This window comes from Roseateles sp. GW823-FHT07B05, from assembly GCF_058794515.1.
In genome coordinates this window covers 666,167-685,499 of record NZ_JBXAGX010000002.1, presented here as the reverse complement: position 1 = coordinate 685,499, position 19,333 = coordinate 666,167, and the positions used below count along the sequence as shown (strand labels likewise).

Below are 19,333 nucleotides of genomic sequence, written 5' to 3'. Positions count from 1 at the left end.
CTCAGCCCGGCGGCTTGTCGCCGTCCGCGGCCGGCGTCGGCGCGTCCAGCCCCCAGTCCATCCAGTCGTCGCCGAACAGCTCGGACGGGTGCGGCGTGGCGAGGCTTCCGTTGCCGCACTGCATCGCATCGGCGGCGCAATAGCGGTCACAGCCCCAGCAGATGCGTTCCGGGTGCGCGGGCTTGATCGGGAACTTGCGGGCCATGGCTTTGCAGCGTGCCCGGGAGCGGCGGCGCGCGCCTTGACCTCGCGCAACCGGCGTGCGCTTGCCGCCGGGGCGGGCGCCAACGCCGGCCTATTCGGCCTGGCTTTGCACCACGTCAAGGCGGCCGCGCTTTTCTGGCCGCAGCATCGCCGTCTTCGTCGTTCAACCCCGGACCCGCCATGACCTCTCTCTCGCTCCTGGAACGCATGACGGCCGCCGGCCTGCGCCCCCTGCAACTGGCCGGCCGCCAGCTGCTGCCCATCGTGCAGGGAGGCATGGGCGTGGGCATCTCGGCCCACCGGCTGGCCGGCAGCGTCGCCGCCCAGGGCGCCTGGGGCACCATCGCCTCGGTGGACCTGCGCCGCCACCACGCCGACCTGATGGCGCGCAGCGAAGGCCTGCCCGACGGCGCCGAGAAGAAGGCCGTCATCGAGCAGGCCAACCAGGAGGCGCTGGCGCGCGAGATCCGCGGCGCGAGCGAGATTGCCGGCGGGCGCGGCCTGGTGGCCGTCAACGTGATGCGCGCCGTCAGCGATTACGCGGCCTCGGTGCGCACGGCGCTGCAGCAGGGCGCGCAGGCGCTGGTCGTCGGTGCCGGCCTGCCGCTGGACCTGCCCGAACTCGCGCAGGACCACCCTGACACGGCGCTGATCCCCATCCTCAGCGATGCCCGCGGCGTGGCGCTGCTGTGGCGCAAGTGGGAGCGCCGCCAGCGCATTCCCAGCGCCATCGTCATCGAGCACCCGGCCCACGCCGCCGGCCACCTCGGCGCGGCCCGCGTGGCCGACCTCGGCGATGCGCGCTTCGAGTTCGAGACCGTGCTGCCGGCCGTGCGTCAGCACCTGCGCGATGCCGGTGTCGAAGGCCAGGTACCGCTGATCGCCGCGGGCGGCGTGCGCCGCTGCGAGGACATCCAGCGCCTGCAGTCGCTGGGTGCGGATGCTGCCCAGCTCGGCACGGCCTTCGTGGCCACGCAGGAGTGTGACGCCCACCCCAACTTCAAGCAGGTGCTGGCCGAGGCGCGCGACGAGGACCTCGTCGAGTTCACCAGCGTCGCCGGCCTGCCGGCCCGCGCCGTGCTGACGCCGTGGCTGAAGAAGTACCTGAAGGCCGAGGAGCGGCTGCAGGCCGTGGCGCAGCTGAAGCAGCGCTGCACGATGGCCTTCGACTGCCTGGCCCAGTGCGGGCTGCGTGACGGCCTCAAGGGCTGGGGTCAGTTCTGCATCGACCAGCGCCTGGCCGCCGCACTGCGCGGCGAGACGGCCAAGGGCCTGTTCTTCCGCGGCCGCGGCGACCTGCCGTTCGGCCCGCAGATCGCCAGCGTCAGCCAGCTGCTGGAGCGTCTGCTGACACCGGGCGTGCCGCTGGGCACGCCGGCGTGACGGGCGATTCGCCTCAGGTGTTGAACAGCAGCGCCTGATCGCGCGGCTGCTCGATGCGCAGCGGCTGGCTGGCGTCCGGCGCGGCGGCCAGCCCGGCGGCGGTCAGGCGCTCGCGCCAGGGCTCGGCGCCCAGCTGAGGCGCTGCGCGCAGCACCACGCCCAGCTGCCACGGCCAGTCGTCGGAGCCCGGCCCGGTGATGACGCGGTCGATGCCGCGCTGCTCGCGCAGCCGCTGCAGCAGCGCGGCCGACGGTTCGAGGCGCCGCCACAGCGCCAGCGTGCCCAGCTGCGGCACCGGCGTGGGCGGCGGCTTCAGCACCAGGCCTTCGAGCTGGCCCTGGCGCCGCCAGGCGCTGAGGCTGGACAGCACGTGATGCTCGCTGCAGCCCAGCTGCCGCGCGCACTCGGCAAACGGCTTGGAGCTGACCGGCAGGCCCTGCTCCACGCAGGCGGCCAGCTGCGGGTCGTCGCAGCACAGCGTGGTGTCCGGTGACGGCAGCCGCAGCCGCGCCAGGGGTTGCAGCGCCAGCCGCGCGAGCTGGCGGCCCAGCGCGGCCTCGTCCAGCGCCTCGATCTCGGCCCACAGCGTCGGCAGCCCGTCGCCGGCCTGCGCACGCTCGATGCGGAAGCAGCCGGGCAGAGCGGCCAGCGCGGTGGCGAAGCCGGGGGGCGCGTCGAACGCCAGCCGCCAGCGCCCGCGCCGCAGCGTGGCGCCCCAGCGCACGCGGATGGGCTGCAGCGCGCCGCTGCGGTTCAGCTCGCGGCAGGTGCTGAGCAGCTCCCGCGGCGTCGCACCGCTGCGCGCGGCCATCTGCCGGAAGGGCGAGGGATGCAGCGGGAAGTCCTGCTGCCAGCCCTGGATCAGGGTCTGGCGCAGTCCGGCGCAGCAACTGGGCGGAGACGCGGGCATGGGCATGGTGGCCTATGCTCGTCCGCCCATCGAGGCACGACCTTGATCTGCCTTAAATCGGGCCGGCTCCGGCCTTGAGCAACGTCAAGCTCTTGCGCCGGGGCGGCTCAGGCCTGGCTGGCCGCCACCAGCGCCTGCGTGTAGGCGTGCCGTGCCTCGCCCCGGCACAGCGCATCGCTGCTCAGCGTCTCGACGATGCGCCCCTGCTGCATGACGGCGAGGCTGTCGCACAGGTGGGCCACGACGCCCAGGTCGTGGCTCACCAGCAGATAGGTCAGCCCGTGCCGTTCGCGCAGGTCGGCCAGCAGGTTCAGCACTTCGGCCTGCACCGACACGTCCAGCGCCGAGGTGGGTTCGTCCAGCAGCAGCAGGGGCGGCTGCAGGATGAGCGCGCGGGCGATGGCCACGCGCTGGCGCTGGCCGCCGGAGATCTGGTGCGGGTAGCGAAAGCGGAAGTGCAGTGGCAGGCCGACCTGCTGCAGCACCTCGTCGATGCGCTCGTCGACGCGGTCCAGCCCATGCACGTGCAGCGGCTCGGCCAGCGCGGTGCGCACGGTGTGGCGCGGGTGCAGGGAGCCGTAGGGGTCCTGGAACACCATCTGCGCGCGGCGCGCGTGGGCGCGGCTGCGCTCGCCCCGGTAGGCCTCGCCGGCGATGGCGACCTCGCCCTGCCAGTGGTGGTACTGGCCGGCCAGGCAGCGCAGCACGGTGGTCTTGCCCGAGCCCGATTCGCCCACCAGCCCGAAGGCCTGGCCGCGCGCCACGTCGAGGCTCACGCCGTGCAGCACGGTGCGCGCCTGCGGGCCCTCGCCGAAGGCCAGGCGCAGGTCGCGCAGAGACAGCATCGGCGCCGTCATGCCGCGCTCCAGGCCGCGTCGCGCTGCAGCACCGGCAGCACCGCGCGGCGCTGTTGCAGGCTGGGCAGCGAGGCCATCAGGCCTTGCGTGTAGGGGTGGCTGGCGTGCGCGAGGTCGGCCGCCGCCAGCGTCTCGACGATGCGGCCGGCGTACATCACCAGCACGCGGTCGCAGAAGTGCTTCACGAGGTGCAGGTCGTGGCTGATGAACAGCAGCGCCAGACCCTGCTCGGCGACCAGCTCGTCCAGCAGGCCCAGCACCTCCTGGCGCACCGACACGTCCAGCGCCGAGGTCGGCTCGTCGGCGATCAGCAGCTGCGGGCGCTGCGCCAGCATCATCGCGATCATCACGCGCTGGCCCATGCCGCCCGAGACCTCGTGCGGGTACTGGGCCGCCACGCGCCCGGGGTCGCGGATGCGCACGCGCGCCAGCAGCGCCTGGACGCGCTCGTCGCATTCGGCGCGCGACAGCTTGGCCGAACGCTGCACCGCCTCGCCGATCTGGCGGCCGATGCTCATGACGGGGTTCAGCGAGTACTTGGGGTCCTGCATGATCATCGACAGCCGCCGGCCGCGCAGCGCCTGCATGTCGCGCTCGCTGGCGCGCAGCAGGTCGATGCCGTCGAATTGCAGGCGCTCGGCGGCGATGCGGGCCTGGCCCGGCAGCAGCTTCAGCAGCGCGCGGCCGACGGTGGTCTTGCCGGAGCCGGACTCGCCGACGACGGCGACCTTCTCGCGGCCCAGGGTGAAGGACACGCCGCGCACCACGGGCACGGGCGCGGCAGGGCTGCCGTAGGCGACGTGGAGGCCTTGCACGTCGAGCAGGGGAGATGTCGTCATGACGATTGCCTCGGGTCGAGCGCGTCGTTGAGGCCGTCGCCCAGCAGGTTGAAGGCCATGCTGACGGCCAGGATGGCCGCACCCGGCGCGGCCACGGTCCACCAGCTGTCCAGCATGTAGCGGCGGCCCTCGGAGATCATGGAGCCCCACTCGGGCAGCGGCGGCTGCGCGCCCAGGCCCAGGAAGCCCAGGCCGGCGGCGGTGAGCACGACGGAGGCCATGTTCATCGTCAGCCGCACCAGCACCGACGGCAGGCACAGCGGCGCCAGGTGCCGGCACAGCACGCGCAGGTGCGAGGCGCCCTGCAGCTGCGCCGCGACGATGAAGTCGGCGTTGCGCAGCGTCATCGCCTCGGCGCGGGCCAGGCGGGCGATGGCCGGCCAGGCGGTCAGCGCGATGGCGAGCACGGCGTGGTCCAGCCCCGGGCCCAGGGCGGCGACGAAGGCCAGCGCCAGCACCAGGCTGGGGAAGGACAGGAAGACGTCGGCCACGCGCATGCACAGCACGTCGACCCGCCCGCCGAAGTAGCCGGACACGACGCCGATGGCCATGCCCAGCGGGCCGACGACGACGGTGACCAGCGTGACGATGAACAGCGTGATGCGGGTGCCGTGCACCAGGCGGCTGAAGACGTCGCGGCCGAACTCGTCGGTGCCGCACCAGTGCGCCGGGCTGGGCGGCAGCAGCGCGGCGCCGAGGTCCTGGCGCAGCGGGTCGTGCGTGGCGATCCACGGCGCGAACAGCGCCACGGCCGCGAGCAGCGCGATGACGGCAACGCCGACGGCGGTCAGCGGGTTGGCCAGCAGCTTGCGCGCGGTGGCAGCGGCATCGGCGCGCCAGGCCTGCCAGGCACCGGTGGGGGCGGGGAGGGTGGAAGCGGTCATGTGCGGGCTCGCGGGTCGAACACGCGGTACAGCGCGTCGGCGGTCAGGTTGAGGGCCACGAACAGCAGGCCGATGACGAGCACCGAGCCCATCACCGCGTTCATGTCGCCCAGCAGCAGGCTGCCGGTCAGGTAGCTGCCGAAGCCGGGCCAGCCGAACACGGTCTCCACGAGCACGGCCCCCTCCAGCAGGCCGCCGTAGGCGAGCGCCAGGATGGTGAGCAGCTGCACCCGGATGTTCAGGAAGGCGTGGCCCCAGACGACCTGGCGGCGGCTCAGGCCCTTGACGCGCGCGGTGGTGATGTATTCCTGGCTGAGCTGGGCCAGCATGAAGCTGCGCGTCATGCGGCTGAGGTAGGCCATGGAGTGCAGCCCCAGCACGCAGGCCGGCAGCAGCAGGTGGCGCAGCGCGCTGCGGAAGGCGGCCGTGTCGCCGGCCAGCAGCGTGTCGATGAGCATCAGGCCGGTCACGCGCGGGATGGCGCCTTCAAAGCCCAGCCCGATGCGGCCGATGCCGCCGGCCCAACCCAGCCAAGCATAGAACACCAGCAGGCCCATCATGCCGAACCAGAACACCGGCGTGGAGTGGCCCGCCAGGCCCAGGATGCGGGCGAGGTGGTCGGGCCAGCGCTTGTGGTGGCTGGCGGCCCACACGCCCAGCGGCACGCCCAGCAGCGCGCCGAGCAGGATGGCCAGCGTGGCCAGCTCGACGGTGGCGGGCAGCACGCGGGCCAGGTCCTCGGTGACGGGGCGGCCGGTCAGCAGCGCGCGGCCCAGGTCGCCCTGCGCGAGGTCGCCGAGGTAGCGGCCGAACTGCGCCCACAGCGGCCGGTCCAGGCCGAGCTGCCTGTAGACCTGCTCGTAGGTGGCGCGGTCGGCGTCGGGGCCGACGATGGCCAGCACCGGGTCCAGCGGCATCACGCGGCCGATCATGAAGGTCAGCAGCAGCAGGCCCAGCAGGGCCAGGGCGGCACTGCTGCTGCCGCGCAGCCATTTCGCGCTCATGGGCGAGCCTCCTTGTAGACCTCGCGCAGCCGCGTGGCGCCGCTGGGGTGGCCGTGGTAGCCCTTCACCGCGCGGCGCATCACCTGCGTGTCCAGCATCTGCGCGATGGGCTGGATGGCGCCGACATGGGTGTCGAAGCGCTGCTGCGCCTGGCGGTACAGCGCGGCCTGCGCGGCGGCGTCGGGCGTCAGCAGGGCCTGCTCGATGAGGCGGTTCAGTTCGGCGTCCGCATGACCGGTGCGCCAGCCCTGGAAGTTGCTCAGGCGTGCGCTGTCGCGGTTGTCGGGGTTGTAGACCAGCGCGCGCAGGCTGGAGTGCGGGTGCGCCTCGGCACCGCCGCCGCCGCGACCGACGATGATCTCGAAGCTGCGTTCGCGCATCGAGCCGTACACCTGATTGCCGGTGCCGGGCAGGATGCTGGCGCGGATGCCGGCTTCGGCCAGCGTGGCCTGCAGGCTGGTGGCGATGCCGGTGAAGGGCGCCTCGGCGACGACGCGGATGGTGGTGTCGAAGCCGTCGGCGAGGCCGGCCTCGGCCAGCAGCTTGCGTGCGGCGGCGGGGTCGAAGCGGTAGGCCGGCTGGGGCAGGGACGCCGGCAGGCCGGGCGGCACGGGCCGCATCTGCAGTTCGCCGTAGAAGGGCAGCACGCCGCTGGCGACGCCCTGGAAGTCGATCAGGTGGCGCAGCACCGCGCGGCGCACGCGCTCGTCGGCAAAGCGTGGGTGGCGGGCGTTGACGGCCACGTAGTACATCGTCGCGCGGCGCACCTCCTCGACGACGAGGTCGGGACGCTTGGCCAGCGTGCGCACGTCGGGTGCCGACATGCCGCCGGCGATGTCCAGGTCGCCGCGCATCAGCATCAGCCGCAGCGTCTGCGACTCGGTCATGTGGCGGAACACGACGCGGCGCAGCCGGGCCGCGGGCTGCCAGTAGGTGGCCACGCGGCGCATGGTCAGCAGCTCCTTGGGCCGCCACTCCTCCAGCTCGAAGGCGCCCGAGCCGGCGGCGTGCGTGGTCAGCCAGGCATTGCCGAGGTCGCCGCGCTGCTCGTGCGCGAGCACGGTGTCGCGGTCGACGACGTAGCCGCTCATGGACGTGGCCAGCGTCATCAGCACCAGCGTGGGGTCGGTGGGCTGGGGCAGGTCCAGCACCAGCGTCTGTGCATCCTCGGCGCGGATGTTCGTCGTCGCGTTGGCAGCCGTGAAGCCGTAGCTCTTCCACACCGACGCCAGCGCCAGGTTGAGCTTCAGCACCCGGTGCAGCGACCAGGCCGCATGCACCGCCGTCAGCGGCTGGCCTGTCGCGAAGCGCACGTCGCTGCGCAGCTTCAGCGTGAGGCGCCGGCCGCCTTCGCTGACGTCCCAGGCCTGCGCCACGCTGGGCCGCAGCCGTGTCGGGTCCGCCGCGTCGACTTCGAGCAGGCTGTCGTAGAGGTTGCAGGCGACGGTGGCCGCGTCCAGGCCGGTGGCGGCGGCCGGGTCCAGCGAGAGCAGGTTGTTCATGCTCATGCCGATCAGCAACTGGTCGTCGGGGGAGTTGGCGTTGGCTGCGCCCCCGGCGAGCAGCGCGGGCAGCGCGAGCAGGCGGCGGCGGCGCAGCGGCCACGAGGATGCCGGGAACATGGCGGCGCTCAGTAGGTGGCCGTCGTGTGGCGGGCGATGTAGTCGAAGTTGATGTCTTCGCCCAGGCCCGGCCCGGTAGGCAGGTGCACGAAGCCGTCGGCGTCCATCGGGTCGACGAGGGCGTTCAGGTAGGCCGGCACTTCGTCGTAGTCCAGGAACGGGTGCAGCAGCCCGCGCTCGTACCAGCGGCAGTTGCGGATCGCGCCACAGACGGCCAGGTTGGGCGCGCCGTTGCCGTGCACCTCGCAGTTCATGCCGAAGGATTCGGCCAGGTGAGCCACCTTCATCGTCGGGCCGATGCCGCCGCAGCCGGTGACGCCGGCGCGCAGGATGTCGCTGGCGCCGGCCTTGACCCAGTCGGCGCGGGCGTAGTGCTTGCCCGACAGGCTTTCGGGGCCCAGGAGGGGCACGTCGAGCTGCCCGGCCAGCCAGGTGTACGAGGCGGTGCTCTGCTCGTTCATCATTTCCTCGAACCACGAGAAGTTCAGCTCCTCCAGCGCGCGGCCGATGCGCAGCGCGTCGGTGCGGCTGTACTCGTGGTAGCCGTCCAGCATCAGCTCGATGTCCGGCCCGACGGCCTCGCGCACGGCGGTGCAGGCCTTGATGTCCATGGCGACGCTGGGCGCGAAGGAGACGGGCGGCATCCAGGTGTGCAGCTTGATGGCCTTGTAGCCGCGCGCCACGAGCTGACGCGCGAAGTCGGCGTATTCCGCGGGCGTGGACAGCCCGCCCGCCAGTTCGTCGCCGCACATGGTGCTGCCGTAGGCCGGCACCTTGTCGCGGTAGCCGCCCAGCAGCTGGTGGACCGGCACGCTCAGCGTGCGGCCGATGAGGTCGTAGAGCGCGCTGTCCACCGCGCCCAGGGCCCGGTCGGTTAACTGGCCGGCGCTGCCGCGCTGCCAGTGCTCCAGCTCGCACCACAGCTTCTCGCGCTGCAGCGCGTCGCCGCCCACCAGCACGCGGCGCACGAACTGGTCCAGCACATGCGGGCGCACGACCTGTGGCGGCGCGAAGCAGTGGCCTTCCACGCCGTCGGTGCTGCGGATGCTCAGCAGCGCCAGCTTGGCCTGGCCCAGCGGGCCGGGGTGGGAGTGGCCGGCGGCGTCCACCAAGCGGCGGGTCGGGTGGGTGAACTCAACGGCGCGCACGCTTTCGATCTTGATCATGGATATCTCGTCAGTCGTCTGATGAGTTGGAGTGTAGCGATGCTCGGGCGTTTTGGCCTTGTTTAAAGGGAAAACGATAGGTTTTTCAATGAAACTGCGCCGCCAATCCGCGAGCGTGCTGCCTATACTGACGTCAGTCGTCTGATGACGTGGCGACAACCAAAGCACCCACATCGTGAGCACATCGCCTTCTTTCCATTCCGGTGGCCGTGGCCCCAGCCTGTCGCAGCGGGTTGTTGATGGCATTTCCGAGCGCATTGCCGACGGCGCGCTCAAGCCGGGCGACCGCGTGCCGCCCGAGCCCGTGCTGATGCAGGAGTTCGGCGTCAGCCGCAGCGTCGTGCGCGAGGCGATCTCGCGGTTGCAGGCCGGCGGCCTGCTGCGCACGCAGCAAGGCGTGGGCAGCTTCGTGCTGGCGCCCCGGGTGGGTGTGCCCGCACTGCAGCAGGCGGCCGGCGCCGAGCCCCAGTTCCAGCAGAAGCTCGCCATGCTGGAGTTGCGGCTGTGCCTGGAGCCGGAGGCCGCCGCGCTGGCCGCGCAGCGGCGCACGCCGGAGCTGCTGGGCGCGATGGAGCAGGCGCTGGACGACTTCGACACCCAGCACACCACCGGCGAGGCCACGGCCGAGGCCGACTACCGCTTCCACGAGTTGCTGGCCCAGGCCACCGGCAACGAATATTTCTCGCACGTGCTGCGCTCGCTGAGCAGCGCCACCATCCCGCGCCAGGCAGCCGTGCGGCGCGGTGGCGCCAAGCCGGCCCGCTTCGGCGAGTCGTCGCCCGAGCTGCGGCCGGGCAAGGAGATCACCGCCCAGGAGCACTGGGCCGTGCTGGAGGCCATCCGCCGCGGCGACGCCGCCGGCGCGCGGGCCGCCATGTTCATGCACCTCAACAACAGCCGGGAGCGCATGAAGAGCGCCAGCCGTTGACCTTCCCCCCGGGGCCAGGCACGCAGAGGCCGGCCCTGCCAGATCCCACAGGAGACAAGCCATGCAACACCCCCGCCGCCCGCTGGGCGCCCGCCCCACCGCCATCGCCCTGGCACTGTTCAGCCTCGCCGGTGCGCACCCGTTCGCGCTGGCCCAGCAGAACCAGGTCATCGAGCGTGTCGAGGTCACCGGCTCCATCATCCGGCGCTCCATCAATGACGAGGCCGCGCTGCCCGTTACGTCCATGAAGGCGACCGAGCTGAGCGCCCGCGTCAACACCGAGCTCAAGGACATGATGCTGGAGCTGCCGCAGGCCAACTCGCTGGGCAGCAACGCCGGCACGGCCGGCCCGATGACCAGCCTGCGCGGCTTCGGCCCCATGCGCACGCTGACGCTGCTGAACGGCCGCCGCCTGGCCAAGGAGCCGCTGACCAACCAGTACGTCAGCGTCAACGTGATGCCGCGCATGGCGCTCAGCCATGTGGACATCCTGCGCGACGGGGCCTCGTCCAGCTACGGCTCCGACGCGATGGGCGGCGTGCAGGCCTTCTACACGCTGCCGGCCTACAAGGGTGTGGACATCAAGCTGGAGGCGATGCAGCCCGAGCGCTCCGGCGGCGGTGCGACGCGCGCGCTGGGGCTGATCGCCGGCGTCGGCGATCTCGCCGAAGACCGCTGGAACGTCTACGCCGCCTTCGACATCCAGCGCCGCGAGGAGTTGCCCCGCTCGGCGCGACCCGAACTGACCGACGGCTCGGCGCTGACGCTGCTCGGCATCAGTACCGCCCCCGGCCTGGGCGCGAACGCGACGCCGGGCAACTTCACCGACCCCACCAACCCCACCACCTCGCTGCGCACCGTGCGCTACAACCCGATGTATGCGGCGGGCTGCCTGCCGCCGTATTCGGTGCCCAGCACGTCGGGCGGGCGCCAGACCTGCTTCCTGGATGCCAACACGCAGTACACGACGTTCAACAACAAGAACGGCATCCTGAACTTCTACGCCCAGGGCAAGCTGCAGCTGCCGGGCGATCACCTGATCACGGCCGAGTTCAACCACAGCCAGTTCGAGGTGGACCAGTACAACAACCCCGCAGCGCCCACGGTGCGCCTGACGAGCGCCCACCCCTACTACCCGGGCAACGGCAAGGTGCCCGCCGTGCCGGGCCTGAACCTGGCCGGCCGGCCCATCGACGTGCTGTGGTCCGTGGCGGACGCCGGCGCGCGCATCCGCAACGACGTGCACAGCAACGACCGCCTCGTGCTGACCGCCGAGGGCGCACTGGCGGGCTGGGACTACCGCACCGGCCTGAACTACGGCCGCTCCGAGCGCAACACCAAGGCCGGCTCCGGCTGGCTGAAGGTGACCGGCATCGCCAGCGTGCAGGGCACCACGTCGCGCACGCTGTTCCTCGACCCCAGGCTCAACCCCTTCGGCCTGCAGGATGCCGCCGGCCTGGAGCTGCTGGCCGGCGCATCGCTGGACGGCCAGACGCTGCGCCTGCACAAGGCCGAGAACAGCAGCATCGACGCGACCTTCTCGCGCAGCGTCATGAAGCTGACCGGTGGCGACATGATGCTGGCCGTCGGCGGCGAGCTGCGCCGCGACAACTGGCAGCCCATCGGCCAGGCTGCCAACGACTTGTCGACCGCGCTGAACGGCCAGATCGACCTGCTGGGCGGCGACAACCTGGCCAGCGGCGCCACCTCCACTACCAGCACCAAGATCGGCCGCACCATCACCTCGCTGTATGCCGAGCTGGACGCGCCGCTGCGCCGCGACCTGACGCTGAACGCCTCGGTGCGCGGCGACAAGTACGGCGACCTCCACGAGACGACGGTGAACCCCAAGCTCAGCGCGCGCTGGACGCCGCTGAAGAGCCTGGTGCTGCGCGCCTCGGCCAACACCGGCTACCGCGCGCCCAGCCTGCCCGAGATCTACACCAAGGAGACCGAGCGCACGCTGATCCCGGTGTTCAACGACCCGCTGAACTGCCCCACGGTCAACGGCGTGCCGACGGCCAAGCCCGGCTTCGCGCCCGAGCTGGTCTGCAGTCTGACCGGCTACAACCAGATCACCAAGGTGCCCAACAACGCCGGCGTGAAGCCCGAGACCTCGCGCAGCCTGACCTTCGGCGGCGGCTTCGAGCCCATCAAGAACCTGACGCTGACGCTGGACTACTGGCGCACGCAGATCGACGACGTCATCGGCAACCGCGCCATCGACTACATCCTTGCCAACCCCGCCACCTATCCCGGCCTGTTCCTGCGCAACACCGACGGCACGCTGGGCGTGCTGTCCGCCTCGGGCTCGCGCGATGCCGTCGTCAACACGCCGTCCAACGTCGGCTCCATCCGCGGCGCCGGCATCGACGCTAGCCTCAAGTACATCGCGCCCAAGCAGAGCTGGGGCACGCTGTCGGGCGGCATCGACATCGCCTACCTGACGCGCTGGGACGCGCGCTCCGAGGGTGTCAACAACGGCGACTGGGTGTCGGCGCTGGGCTACTACAACGACGTGGTGCCGGTGAACCCCAACGCCGGCCTGTCCAACGCCACGCGCGGCCTGAACAACCGCTGGCGCCACACGGCGCAGGTGGCCTGGCAGAACGCCGAGTGGATGGTGCAGCTGTCGCAGCGCTACCAGAGCAAGATCGCCGACCAGAACCTGCCCGCCGCCACCGGCGCCGGCACCACCGGCCCGCGCAACGTGTCGGCCTATTCGCAATACAACCTGATGGTGAAGTACAGCGGCTTCAGGAACATCAAGCTGTCGCTGGGCGTCAGCAACCTGCTCGACAAGGAACCGCCGCTGACCAACCACACCGCCTACCGCGGCTACCTGACCAGCGTGGCCGACGTGCTGGGCCGGGCCTACGTGCTGAGCGCGGAATACAAGTTCTGACCCGCTGATCCGCCGAGGCCGCCACGGCAGGCCTCATCCCCCCCCCCCTCCCGGTGAGTCTTCAAGCCTGCATGGCATGCCGCGCAGCGATGGTGAAGACCTTGGCCCCTGGTCGTGCTGACCAGGGGCTATTTTTTTGCGCCGCCTGCAGGCCCGGCGCGTGGAATTTCCGCGCAGCGGCGCGGGAGGGGGAGTTTTCCGGCTGCCGCAGGGGTGGGCGTGCCGGCAACCTACTCGATGTTCTGCACCTGCTCGCGCATCTGCTCGATGGCGACCTTCATCTCGACCGAGATATTCGTCAGCTCCAGCGCCGCCGATTTCGAGCCCAGGGTATTGGCCTCGCGGTGCAATTCCTGGATCAGGAAGTCCAGGCGCTTGCCCAACTCGCCGCCTTTCTTCAGCAGCCGGCTCAATTCCTCGAGGTGGGCGCGCAGCCGGCCCAGTTCCTCGGCCACGTCGATGCGGATCGCGAACGCGGCCGCTTCGTTCAGTGCGCGTTCCTGCAGCGCCTCCTTCGGCACGCTGCTGGCGGCGCCGGTGCTGGCCAGCGCCTCCTGCCAGCGCTCCAGGAAGCGCTGCTGCTGGCGCGCCACGACGGCGGGCAGCAGCGGCTCGGCCTCGTCGGCCAGCGTGCGCAGACGCTGGATGCGCTCCGCCAGGATGGCCACCAGCTTCTCGCCCTCGCGTTCACGCGACTCCGCCAGGCCCTCGACGCAGGCGCGGGCGGCCTCCAGCGTCGGTGCGTCCAGCGTCACGGTCGTGCTGCCGCCGCTCTTGCACCAGTTCAAGACTTCCTGGACCGACAGCGGCGCCGCCTGCGGCAGCCAGGCACGCACCTTGGATTCCAGATTGGCCAGGCGGTTCAGCTGTTCCGGCAGTGGCTGCGGCCAGCCGCCGTCGGCCTCGCGCTGGGTGTTGATGCGCAGTTCGATCTTGCCGCGCTTGAATCGCGCCGCGATCAGCTCGCGCAATTGCGGTTCCAGCCCGCGCAGCTCTTCCGGCATGCGCATGGACAGGTCCAGAAACCGGCCATTCACCGAGCGCAATTCGACGCTGACGCTGGCTTGTGTGGAGTTGTTGCCGTCCTCGGCTTTAGGGGGTTGCGCCACGGAATTGGCGTACCCGGTCATGCTGTAGACTGGCATTTCGCATCTCGCAAAACAGACAAAACGCGATTATGTCCAAGCCGAAGCCGGCGCCATTGCCCGCAGGCACGGTGGTTGGGGGCTATCAGATCATCAAGCGACTGGCGGCGGGCGGTTTCGGCGTGGTGTATCTCGCTGAAGACCCGGACCACCACCTCGTCGCGTTGAAGGAATATCTGCCCTCGTCGCTGGCCGAACGTTCGCCCGGCGAACTGACGCCTCGCGTCAAGCCGGAAAAGCAGCCGCTTTACCGGCTGGGCCTGAAGAGCTTCTTCGAAGAAGGGCGCTCGCTCGCGCAAATCTCGCATCCCAGCGTCGTTTCGGTGCTGAATTTCCTGCGCGAGAACGAAACCGTCTACATGGTCATGAACTACCTGCAGGGCGACACGCTGCAGGACTTCATCGTGACCGCGCGCGACATGAAGCGCGACAAGGTGTTCCGCGAGTCCACCATCCGCAGCCTGTTCGACGAGATCCTGCGCGGTCTGCGCATCGTGCACCAGCACAAGATGCTGCACCTGGACATCAAGCCGGCCAACATCTTCATCACGAACGACAACAAGGCCGTGCTGCTGGACTTCGGCGCCGCGCGCGAGGTGCTGAGCAAGGAAGGCAACTTCATCCGCCCGATGTACACGCCCGGCTTCGCCGCGCCCGAGATGTACCGCCGTGACGGCTCACTGGGCCCGTGGACCGACATCTACGCCATCGGCGCCTGCATCTACGCCTGCATGCAGGGCTACCCGCCCAACGACGCGCCGCAACGGCTGGAGAAGGACCGCCTGAACCTGAGCCTGTCGCGGCTGCGCAATGTCTATTCCGACAACCTGCTCGAAGTGACCGAGTGGTGCATGTCGCTGGACCCGCTGGCGCGCCCGCAGAGCGTGTTCGCGCTGCAGAAGGAACTCGCCCGCGAGACCGAGCGGCGATATACCAAGCTGTCCTTCAGCGAGCGTTTGAAACTCCAATTGGAAAACCTTAAGTCCGGGGCAAAAGCTTGAGATTCAGCGTCTTCCAAGTCAGCCGCCGCGGCGGCCGTGAGACCAATGAAGACCGCATGGGCTATTGCTTCACGCGGGAGGCGGGTCTGTTCGCGCTGGCCGACGGCATGGGCGGTCACCCCGAGGGCGAGGTCGCCGCGCAGATCGCGCTGCAGACACTGGCCGCGCTGTTCCAGCAGGACGCCCGGCCGGTGCTGGACGACCCGCAGCGCTTCCTGCAGGAAACCATCGTCATCGCCCACCAGCAGCTGCTGCGCTACGCACAGAGCAAGGGACTGACCGACACGCCGCGCACCACCGTCGTCGCCTGCATCTTGCAGGGCAACCAGGCCTGGTGGGCGCATTGCGGCGACTCGCGCTTGTACCTCGTGCGCGGCGGCAAGCTGATCGCCCGCACGCGAGATCATTCGTACTCCGAACTGCAGGAGGCGCTGGGCCGTGTCGGCCGCGGCGCCGAGCCGTTCAACCGCAACGTGCTGTTCACCTGCCTGGGCAGCCCCGGCAAACCCATGGTGGACTGCCAGGGGCCGCTGGTCATGGAGCCGGGCGACCGCATCCTGCTGTGCTCCGACGGCCTGTGGGGCAGCGTGGAAGACCATGAGATCGTCCAGCACATGGCCGACCAGATCATCTCGGAAGCCGTGCCCGACCTCGTCGAGCAGGCGCTGCGCCGTGGTGGCGAGCGCAGCGACAACGTCACGCTGCTGTCCGTCGAGTGGGAAGGCGAGGGCGACCCCGCCGGCGACACCACGCAGAACCTCGGCAACTCCGGCTTTGCGTCCACCATCCAGGGGGCGCTGGACGCCGACCTGGTGGCGGGCATGGCCGCGATGGACGACGAGGAGATCGAGCGCTCGGTGCGCGAGATCAACGAAGTCATCCGCCAGTCCGGCCGCGGCCTGAACCGCCGCTAACCTTTTTCTCCCGTCATGACCAAGACCTTCACGCGCAGCGCTGGCCGCGCTGCCAATCAATTGCGCCCGGTGCGCATCACCCGCGGCTTCACCGTGCATGCCGAGGGCTCCGTGCTGATCGAGTTCGGCTCGACGCGCGTGCTGTGCACCGCGTCGGTGGAGGAGCGCGTGCCGCCGCACAAGCGCGGCTCGGGCGAGGGCTGGGTGACGGCCGAGTACGGCATGCTGCCGCGCGCCACGCACACCCGCAGCGACCGTGAGGCCGCCAAGGGCAAGCAGAGCGGCCGCACGCAGGAGATCCAGCGCCTCATCGGCCGCTCGCTGCGCGCCGTGTTCGACCTGGCTGCCCTGGGCGAGCGCACCATCACGCTGGACTGCGACGTGCTGCAGGCCGACGGCGGCACGCGCACGGCCGCCATCACCGGCGCCTTCGTCGCCGCGCAGGACGCCGTCGCCAAGCTCATCGCCGACAGCAAGCTGTCGCGCTCGCCGATCAAGGACTCGGTGGCCGCCATCTCGGTGGGCATCGTCGACGGCGTGCCGCTGCTGGACCTGGAATACACCGAAGACTCGGCCTGCGACACCGACATGAACGTCGTCATGACCGGCTCGGGCGGCTTCGTCGAGCTGCAGGGCACGGCCGAGGGCGTGGTCTTCACGCGCGACGAGATGAACGCGCTGCTGGACCTCGCGGACAAGGGCATCCGCGAACTGATCGCGTTGCAGAAGAGCGCATGAAGCTGGTCCTTGCCTCCAACAACGCCAAGAAGCTCGTCGAGCTGCAGGCGCTGTTCACGCCACTCGGTATCGAGCTGGTCACCCAGGGTAGCCTGGGCATCCCGGAGGCGGAGGAGCCGTTCGACACCTTCGCCGAGAACGCGCTGGCCAAGGCCCGGCATGCGGCCCGGCTGAGCGGCCTGCCGGCGCTGGCCGACGACTCCGGCATCAGCGTTGATGCGCTGGGCGGGGCACCGGGCGTGCGCTCGGCGCGCTATGCACTGGACGCCGGCGGCGAGAAGAGTGATGCCGCCAACAACGAGCGGCTGTTGCGCGAACTCGCCAGCGTGGCCGACCGCCGCGCTCGCTTCGTCTGCGCGCTAGTAGCGGTGCGCAGCGCCGACGACCCGGAGCCGCTGATCGCGATGGGCCGCTGGATGGGCGAGATCCTGACGGCGCCCAGCGGCGAGGGCGGTTTCGGCTACGACCCGCTGATGCACATCCCGGCGCTGGGCCAGACGGTCGCCAGCCTTGGCGCCGAGACGAAGAACCGGCACAGCCACCGCGCACTCGCGGCGGCGCAACTGATCGATCAGTTCCGCGACGTCTGGCATCTGGGCTAACGCCATGGCCGATCTCCAGCACCTGATGCGCCCGGGCACGCTGCAGCTGCCGGCGCTGCCGCCGCTTGCGCTGTACGTGCATCTGCCGTGGTGCCTGCGCAAATGCCCGTACTGCGACTTCAACTCCCACGAGGTGAAGAACGGCGGGCTGTCAGCCGACACGGCCGAGGCCTATCTCGCGGCGCTGCGGACCGACCTGGAGGCCGCGCTGCCGCTGATCTGGGGCCGGCCGGTCGTCAGCATCTTCATCGGCGGCGGCACGCCCAGCCTGTTCAACCCGGAGCAGATCGGGCAGCTCATCAGCGACATCCGCGCCCGCCTGCCGCTGGAGGCCGGTTGCGAGATCACGCTGGAGGCCAACCCGGGTACGTTCGAGCGCGAGCGTTTTGCCGGCTTCCGCCAGGCCGGCGTCACGCGGCTGTCGGTCGGCGTGCAGAGCTTCGACGATGCGCAACTGAAGACGCTGGGCCGCGTGCACAGCTCGGCCCAGGCGCGAGAGGCGCTGACCGAGGCGGCCGGTGCGTTCGAGACCTGGAACCTCGACCTGATGTACGCGCTGCCGGGCCAGACGCTGGACGACCTGTCGCGCGAGCTGGACACGGCGCTGGGCTTCAAGCCGCCGCACCTGTCCATCTACCACCTGACCATCGAGCCCAACACGGTGTTCGCGACGCGCACGCCCGAGCACCTGCCCGACCCCGATCTCGCCAGCGACATGCTGGACCTCATCACCGCGAGGACCGGCGCGATGGGGCTGTCGCGCTACGAGGTGTCGGCCTATGCCCGCGACGGCCACCGCTGTGCGCACAACCTGAACTACTGGCAGTTCGGCGACTACCTGGGCATCGGCGCCGGCGCGCACAGCAAGCTGAGCTTTCCCCACCGCGTGCTGCGCCAGGTGCGCTGGCGCGAGCCGGCGGCGTTCATGGCGCAGGACAACAAGGTCAGCAACGAGCACGAGGTGGCGCGCAAGGACCTGCCGTTCGAGTTCATGCTGAACGCGCTGCGGCTGAAGGACGGCGTGACCGTCCTTCAGTTCCTGGAGCGCACGGGCTTGCCGCCGTCCAGCATTGCCAAGGCACTGGAAACGGCGCGCGGCCGCGGGCTGCTGGCCGCCGACCCCGCACGGATCCAGCCCACCGAGCGCGGCTTCGACTTCCTCAGCGACCTGCAGCAGCTGTTCCTCTGACGGCTCGGCGGGTCGCACCCGCGCGCCGTCACTCCCCTCGCGGGGCCGGCGGGCTCAGGCGCACCTGGGGCGCTTCATGCAGCCGCTGCTCCAGCGCGGCGATCTCGGCATGCAGCCAGTCGCAGAAGGCCCGCACGGCCGGGTCGCCGCGCAGCGCCTCGGGGTAGACGACCTGGTAGTCGCGCGTCTCGTCCTCGTCGACGGCCTGCGCCGACACGCGCACGAGGCGCCCGTCCAGCAGCGCGTCCGCCGCGAACAGTTCGCGCGTCAGTGCCACGCCCATGCCTTGCTCGGCGGCCTGACCCAGCAGCGCGGCGTCATTGAACGAGGCCACCGGCGTGGGCACGGCGCCCGTGTGGCCGGCCTCGTTGAACCACTGCCGCCACAGCTCCGCGTCGCCCAGCAAGGGCTGCTGCGCCAGCACGGTCGGTGCGGCGCCCACCAGCCGCTGCCCCAGCACCGGTGCCGCGACAACGATGTGCGGCGAGTGGAACAGCGGCTCGCTGACGAGCCCCGGCCAGTGGCCGCGCCCGATGCGCAGGCCGAGGTGGAAGCCCTCGCGCTCCAGGTCCACTACCTGTTGCGACGCGTGCAGGTCCAGCGTGATGCAGGGCTGCAGCACCTGCCAGCGCGGCAGGCGCGGCAGCAGCCAGCGCTGCGCGAACGAGGGCAGGGCGGTCACGCGCAGCGTCTGCGCTGCGTTGCCGTGCGCCTGGGTGGCCGCCAGCAGGCCGGCCTGCAGCTCGGCGAACATCTTGATGACGGTGCGCTGCAGCGCCTGCCCGGCGGGGTTGAGCGTCAGGCGCCGGCCCTGGCGTGTGAACAGCTCGAAGCCCAGCTGCGTCTCCAGCCCGCGGATCTGCTGGCTGACGGCGCTGTGCGTGAGGTGCAGGCTTTCCGCAGCGGCGCGCAGGTTCTGCGTCTGCGCGGCAGCGCGGAAGGCGGCGAGGTAGTGCAGCGGGAAGCGGTCCAGCGAAGCCATCTGGTAAGAAAAATCGACCAGTCAGTGCAGAAACAAGCGCTTGGTGGCGCCGCGGTGGGT

Annotated in this window: 18 protein-coding genes; 8 read left to right on the top strand and 10 right to left on the bottom strand. The window is 70.7% G+C overall.

Translation table 11 applies throughout. The features are described 5' to 3' along the window. Window position 1: 1 nt before the first annotated feature. Complete coding sequence (locus AC1Q7O_RS07310; protein ID WP_492659780.1) at window positions 2-205, bottom strand: DUF3079 domain-containing protein; 204 nt, start codon at window positions 203-205, stop codon at window positions 2-4. Window positions 206-384: 179 nt separating this feature from the next. Between AC1Q7O_RS07310 and AC1Q7O_RS07305 the strand changes: the two genes are divergently transcribed. After that, complete coding sequence (locus tag AC1Q7O_RS07305) at window positions 385-1,587, top strand: NAD(P)H-dependent flavin oxidoreductase (protein WP_492659781.1); 1,203 nt, start codon at window positions 385-387, stop codon at window positions 1,585-1,587. Window positions 1,588-1,600: 13 nt separating this feature from the next. Here the strand turns inward: AC1Q7O_RS07305 and AC1Q7O_RS07300 are convergent, their stop codons facing one another. The 7 genes from AC1Q7O_RS07300 to AC1Q7O_RS07270 form a co-directional block, all read right to left on the bottom strand. Then, entirely contained in the window at window positions 1,601-2,503 is a 903-nt protein-coding gene (locus AC1Q7O_RS07300) for a hypothetical protein (RefSeq protein ID WP_492662679.1), read from the bottom strand. Window positions 2,504-2,604: 101 nt separating this feature from the next. After that, the gene (locus AC1Q7O_RS07295; RefSeq protein WP_492659783.1) at window positions 2,605-3,354 is read right to left on the bottom strand and encodes an ABC transporter ATP-binding protein; all 750 of its coding nucleotides are present in this window, start codon (window positions 3,352-3,354) and stop codon (window positions 2,605-2,607) included. Continuing rightward, window positions 3,351-4,193 carry an ABC transporter ATP-binding protein gene (locus tag AC1Q7O_RS07290; protein WP_492659784.1) on the bottom strand — a complete coding sequence of 281 codons (843 nt, stop codon included), beginning with the start codon at window positions 4,191-4,193 and terminating at the stop codon, window positions 3,351-3,353. Before AC1Q7O_RS07290 ends, AC1Q7O_RS07295 begins: the two co-directional genes overlap by 4 nt. Beyond that, window positions 4,190-5,077, bottom strand: a complete 888-nt coding sequence (locus tag AC1Q7O_RS07285; protein ID WP_492659785.1) for an ABC transporter permease — start codon at window positions 5,075-5,077, stop codon at window positions 4,190-4,192. The genes AC1Q7O_RS07290 and AC1Q7O_RS07285 overlap by 4 nt, the downstream gene beginning before the upstream one ends. Further along, complete coding sequence (locus tag AC1Q7O_RS07280) at window positions 5,074-6,081, bottom strand: ABC transporter permease (RefSeq protein ID WP_492659786.1); 1,008 nt, start codon at window positions 6,079-6,081, stop codon at window positions 5,074-5,076. The genes AC1Q7O_RS07285 and AC1Q7O_RS07280 overlap by 4 nt, the downstream gene beginning before the upstream one ends. Next, window positions 6,078-7,703, bottom strand: coding sequence for an ABC transporter substrate-binding protein (locus tag AC1Q7O_RS07275; protein WP_492659787.1), 1,626 nt, complete (start codon window positions 7,701-7,703; stop codon window positions 6,078-6,080). The genes AC1Q7O_RS07280 and AC1Q7O_RS07275 overlap by 4 nt, the downstream gene beginning before the upstream one ends. Before the next feature lie 8 nt (window positions 7,704-7,711). Beyond that, window positions 7,712-8,869, bottom strand: a complete 1,158-nt coding sequence (locus AC1Q7O_RS07270) for a mandelate racemase family protein (RefSeq protein ID WP_492659788.1) — start codon at window positions 8,867-8,869, stop codon at window positions 7,712-7,714. Window positions 8,870-9,044: 175 nt separating this feature from the next. On the opposite strand from AC1Q7O_RS07270, the gene AC1Q7O_RS07265 reads away from it, so the two are divergent. Continuing rightward, complete coding sequence (locus AC1Q7O_RS07265) at window positions 9,045-9,797, top strand: FadR/GntR family transcriptional regulator (RefSeq protein ID WP_492659789.1); 753 nt, start codon at window positions 9,045-9,047, stop codon at window positions 9,795-9,797. Between the two features lie 61 nt (window positions 9,798-9,858). Continuing rightward, on the top strand, window positions 9,859-12,702 hold the full coding sequence (locus tag AC1Q7O_RS07260; protein WP_492659790.1) for a TonB-dependent receptor domain-containing protein: 2,844 nt from the start codon (window positions 9,859-9,861) through the stop codon (window positions 12,700-12,702). A 230-nt stretch (window positions 12,703-12,932) separates the two neighbouring features. On the opposite strand, the gene AC1Q7O_RS07255 is transcribed toward AC1Q7O_RS07260, so the two are convergent. Then, window positions 12,933-13,847 (bottom strand): YicC/YloC family endoribonuclease, encoded by a 915-nt coding sequence (locus AC1Q7O_RS07255; protein WP_492659791.1) that lies wholly within the window; start codon window positions 13,845-13,847, stop codon window positions 12,933-12,935. 32 nt (window positions 13,848-13,879) lie between these two features. On the opposite strand from AC1Q7O_RS07255, the gene AC1Q7O_RS07250 reads away from it, so the two are divergent. From AC1Q7O_RS07250 to hemW, 5 genes are read left to right on the top strand one after another with little or no spacing between them, the layout of a single operon-like run. Then, window positions 13,880-14,848, top strand: a complete 969-nt coding sequence (locus AC1Q7O_RS07250; RefSeq protein ID WP_268150084.1) for a serine/threonine protein kinase — start codon at window positions 13,880-13,882, stop codon at window positions 14,846-14,848. Next, window positions 14,845-15,762, top strand: coding sequence for a PP2C family protein-serine/threonine phosphatase (locus tag AC1Q7O_RS07245; RefSeq protein ID WP_492659792.1), 918 nt, complete (start codon window positions 14,845-14,847; stop codon window positions 15,760-15,762). The genes AC1Q7O_RS07250 and AC1Q7O_RS07245 overlap by 4 nt, the downstream gene beginning before the upstream one ends. Before the next feature lie 15 nt (window positions 15,763-15,777). Further along, the gene (gene rph, locus AC1Q7O_RS07240) at window positions 15,778-16,500 is read left to right on the top strand and encodes a ribonuclease PH (RefSeq protein ID WP_394511272.1); all 723 of its coding nucleotides are present in this window, start codon (window positions 15,778-15,780) and stop codon (window positions 16,498-16,500) included. Next, entirely contained in the window at window positions 16,497-17,102 is a 606-nt protein-coding gene (gene rdgB / locus AC1Q7O_RS07235) for an RdgB/HAM1 family non-canonical purine NTP pyrophosphatase (protein WP_492659793.1), read from the top strand. Before rph ends, rdgB begins: the two co-directional genes overlap by 4 nt. Before the next feature lie 4 nt (window positions 17,103-17,106). Continuing rightward, window positions 17,107-18,291 (top strand): radical SAM family heme chaperone HemW, encoded by a 1,185-nt coding sequence (gene hemW, locus AC1Q7O_RS07230; RefSeq protein ID WP_492659794.1) that lies wholly within the window; start codon window positions 17,107-17,109, stop codon window positions 18,289-18,291. Window positions 18,292-18,319: 28 nt separating this feature from the next. Here the strand turns inward: hemW and AC1Q7O_RS07225 are convergent, their stop codons facing one another. Next, window positions 18,320-19,273 carry a LysR substrate-binding domain-containing protein gene (locus tag AC1Q7O_RS07225; RefSeq protein ID WP_492659795.1) on the bottom strand — a complete coding sequence of 318 codons (954 nt, stop codon included), beginning with the start codon at window positions 19,271-19,273 and terminating at the stop codon, window positions 18,320-18,322. Between the last annotated feature and the right edge of the window lie 60 nt (window positions 19,274-19,333).

Excerpts from the sequence above, each read along its gene's own strand:
- AC1Q7O_RS07310 (WP_492659780.1), bottom strand. The coding sequence starts at position 205 with ATGGCCCGCAAGTTCCCGATCAAGCCCGCGCACCCGGAACGCATCTGC.
- AC1Q7O_RS07305 (WP_492659781.1), top strand. The coding sequence starts at position 385 with ATGACCTCTCTCTCGCTCCTGGAACGCATGACGGCCGCCGGCCTGCGC.
- AC1Q7O_RS07300 (WP_492662679.1), bottom strand. The coding sequence starts at position 2,503 with ATGCCCATGCCCGCGTCTCCGCCCAGTTGCTGCGCCGGACTGCGCCAG.
- AC1Q7O_RS07295 (WP_492659783.1), bottom strand. The coding sequence starts at position 3,354 with ATGACGGCGCCGATGCTGTCTCTGCGCGACCTGCGCCTGGCCTTCGGC.
- AC1Q7O_RS07290 (WP_492659784.1), bottom strand. The coding sequence starts at position 4,193 with ATGACGACATCTCCCCTGCTCGACGTGCAAGGCCTCCACGTCGCCTAC.
- AC1Q7O_RS07285 (WP_492659785.1), bottom strand. The coding sequence starts at position 5,077 with ATGACCGCTTCCACCCTCCCCGCCCCCACCGGTGCCTGGCAGGCCTGG.
- AC1Q7O_RS07280 (WP_492659786.1), bottom strand. The coding sequence starts at position 6,081 with ATGAGCGCGAAATGGCTGCGCGGCAGCAGCAGTGCCGCCCTGGCCCTG.
- AC1Q7O_RS07275 (WP_492659787.1), bottom strand. The coding sequence starts at position 7,703 with ATGTTCCCGGCATCCTCGTGGCCGCTGCGCCGCCGCCGCCTGCTCGCG.
- AC1Q7O_RS07270 (WP_492659788.1), bottom strand. The coding sequence starts at position 8,869 with ATGATCAAGATCGAAAGCGTGCGCGCCGTTGAGTTCACCCACCCGACC.
- AC1Q7O_RS07260 (WP_492659790.1), top strand. The coding sequence starts at position 9,859 with ATGCAACACCCCCGCCGCCCGCTGGGCGCCCGCCCCACCGCCATCGCC.
- AC1Q7O_RS07255 (WP_492659791.1), bottom strand. The coding sequence starts at position 13,847 with ATGCCAGTCTACAGCATGACCGGGTACGCCAATTCCGTGGCGCAACCC.
- AC1Q7O_RS07250 (WP_268150084.1), top strand. The coding sequence starts at position 13,880 with ATGTCCAAGCCGAAGCCGGCGCCATTGCCCGCAGGCACGGTGGTTGGG.
- rph (WP_394511272.1), top strand. The coding sequence starts at position 15,778 with ATGACCAAGACCTTCACGCGCAGCGCTGGCCGCGCTGCCAATCAATTG.
- rdgB (WP_492659793.1), top strand. The coding sequence starts at position 16,497 with ATGAAGCTGGTCCTTGCCTCCAACAACGCCAAGAAGCTCGTCGAGCTG.
- hemW (WP_492659794.1), top strand. The coding sequence starts at position 17,107 with ATGGCCGATCTCCAGCACCTGATGCGCCCGGGCACGCTGCAGCTGCCG.
- AC1Q7O_RS07225 (WP_492659795.1), bottom strand. The coding sequence starts at position 19,273 with ATGGCTTCGCTGGACCGCTTCCCGCTGCACTACCTCGCCGCCTTCCGC.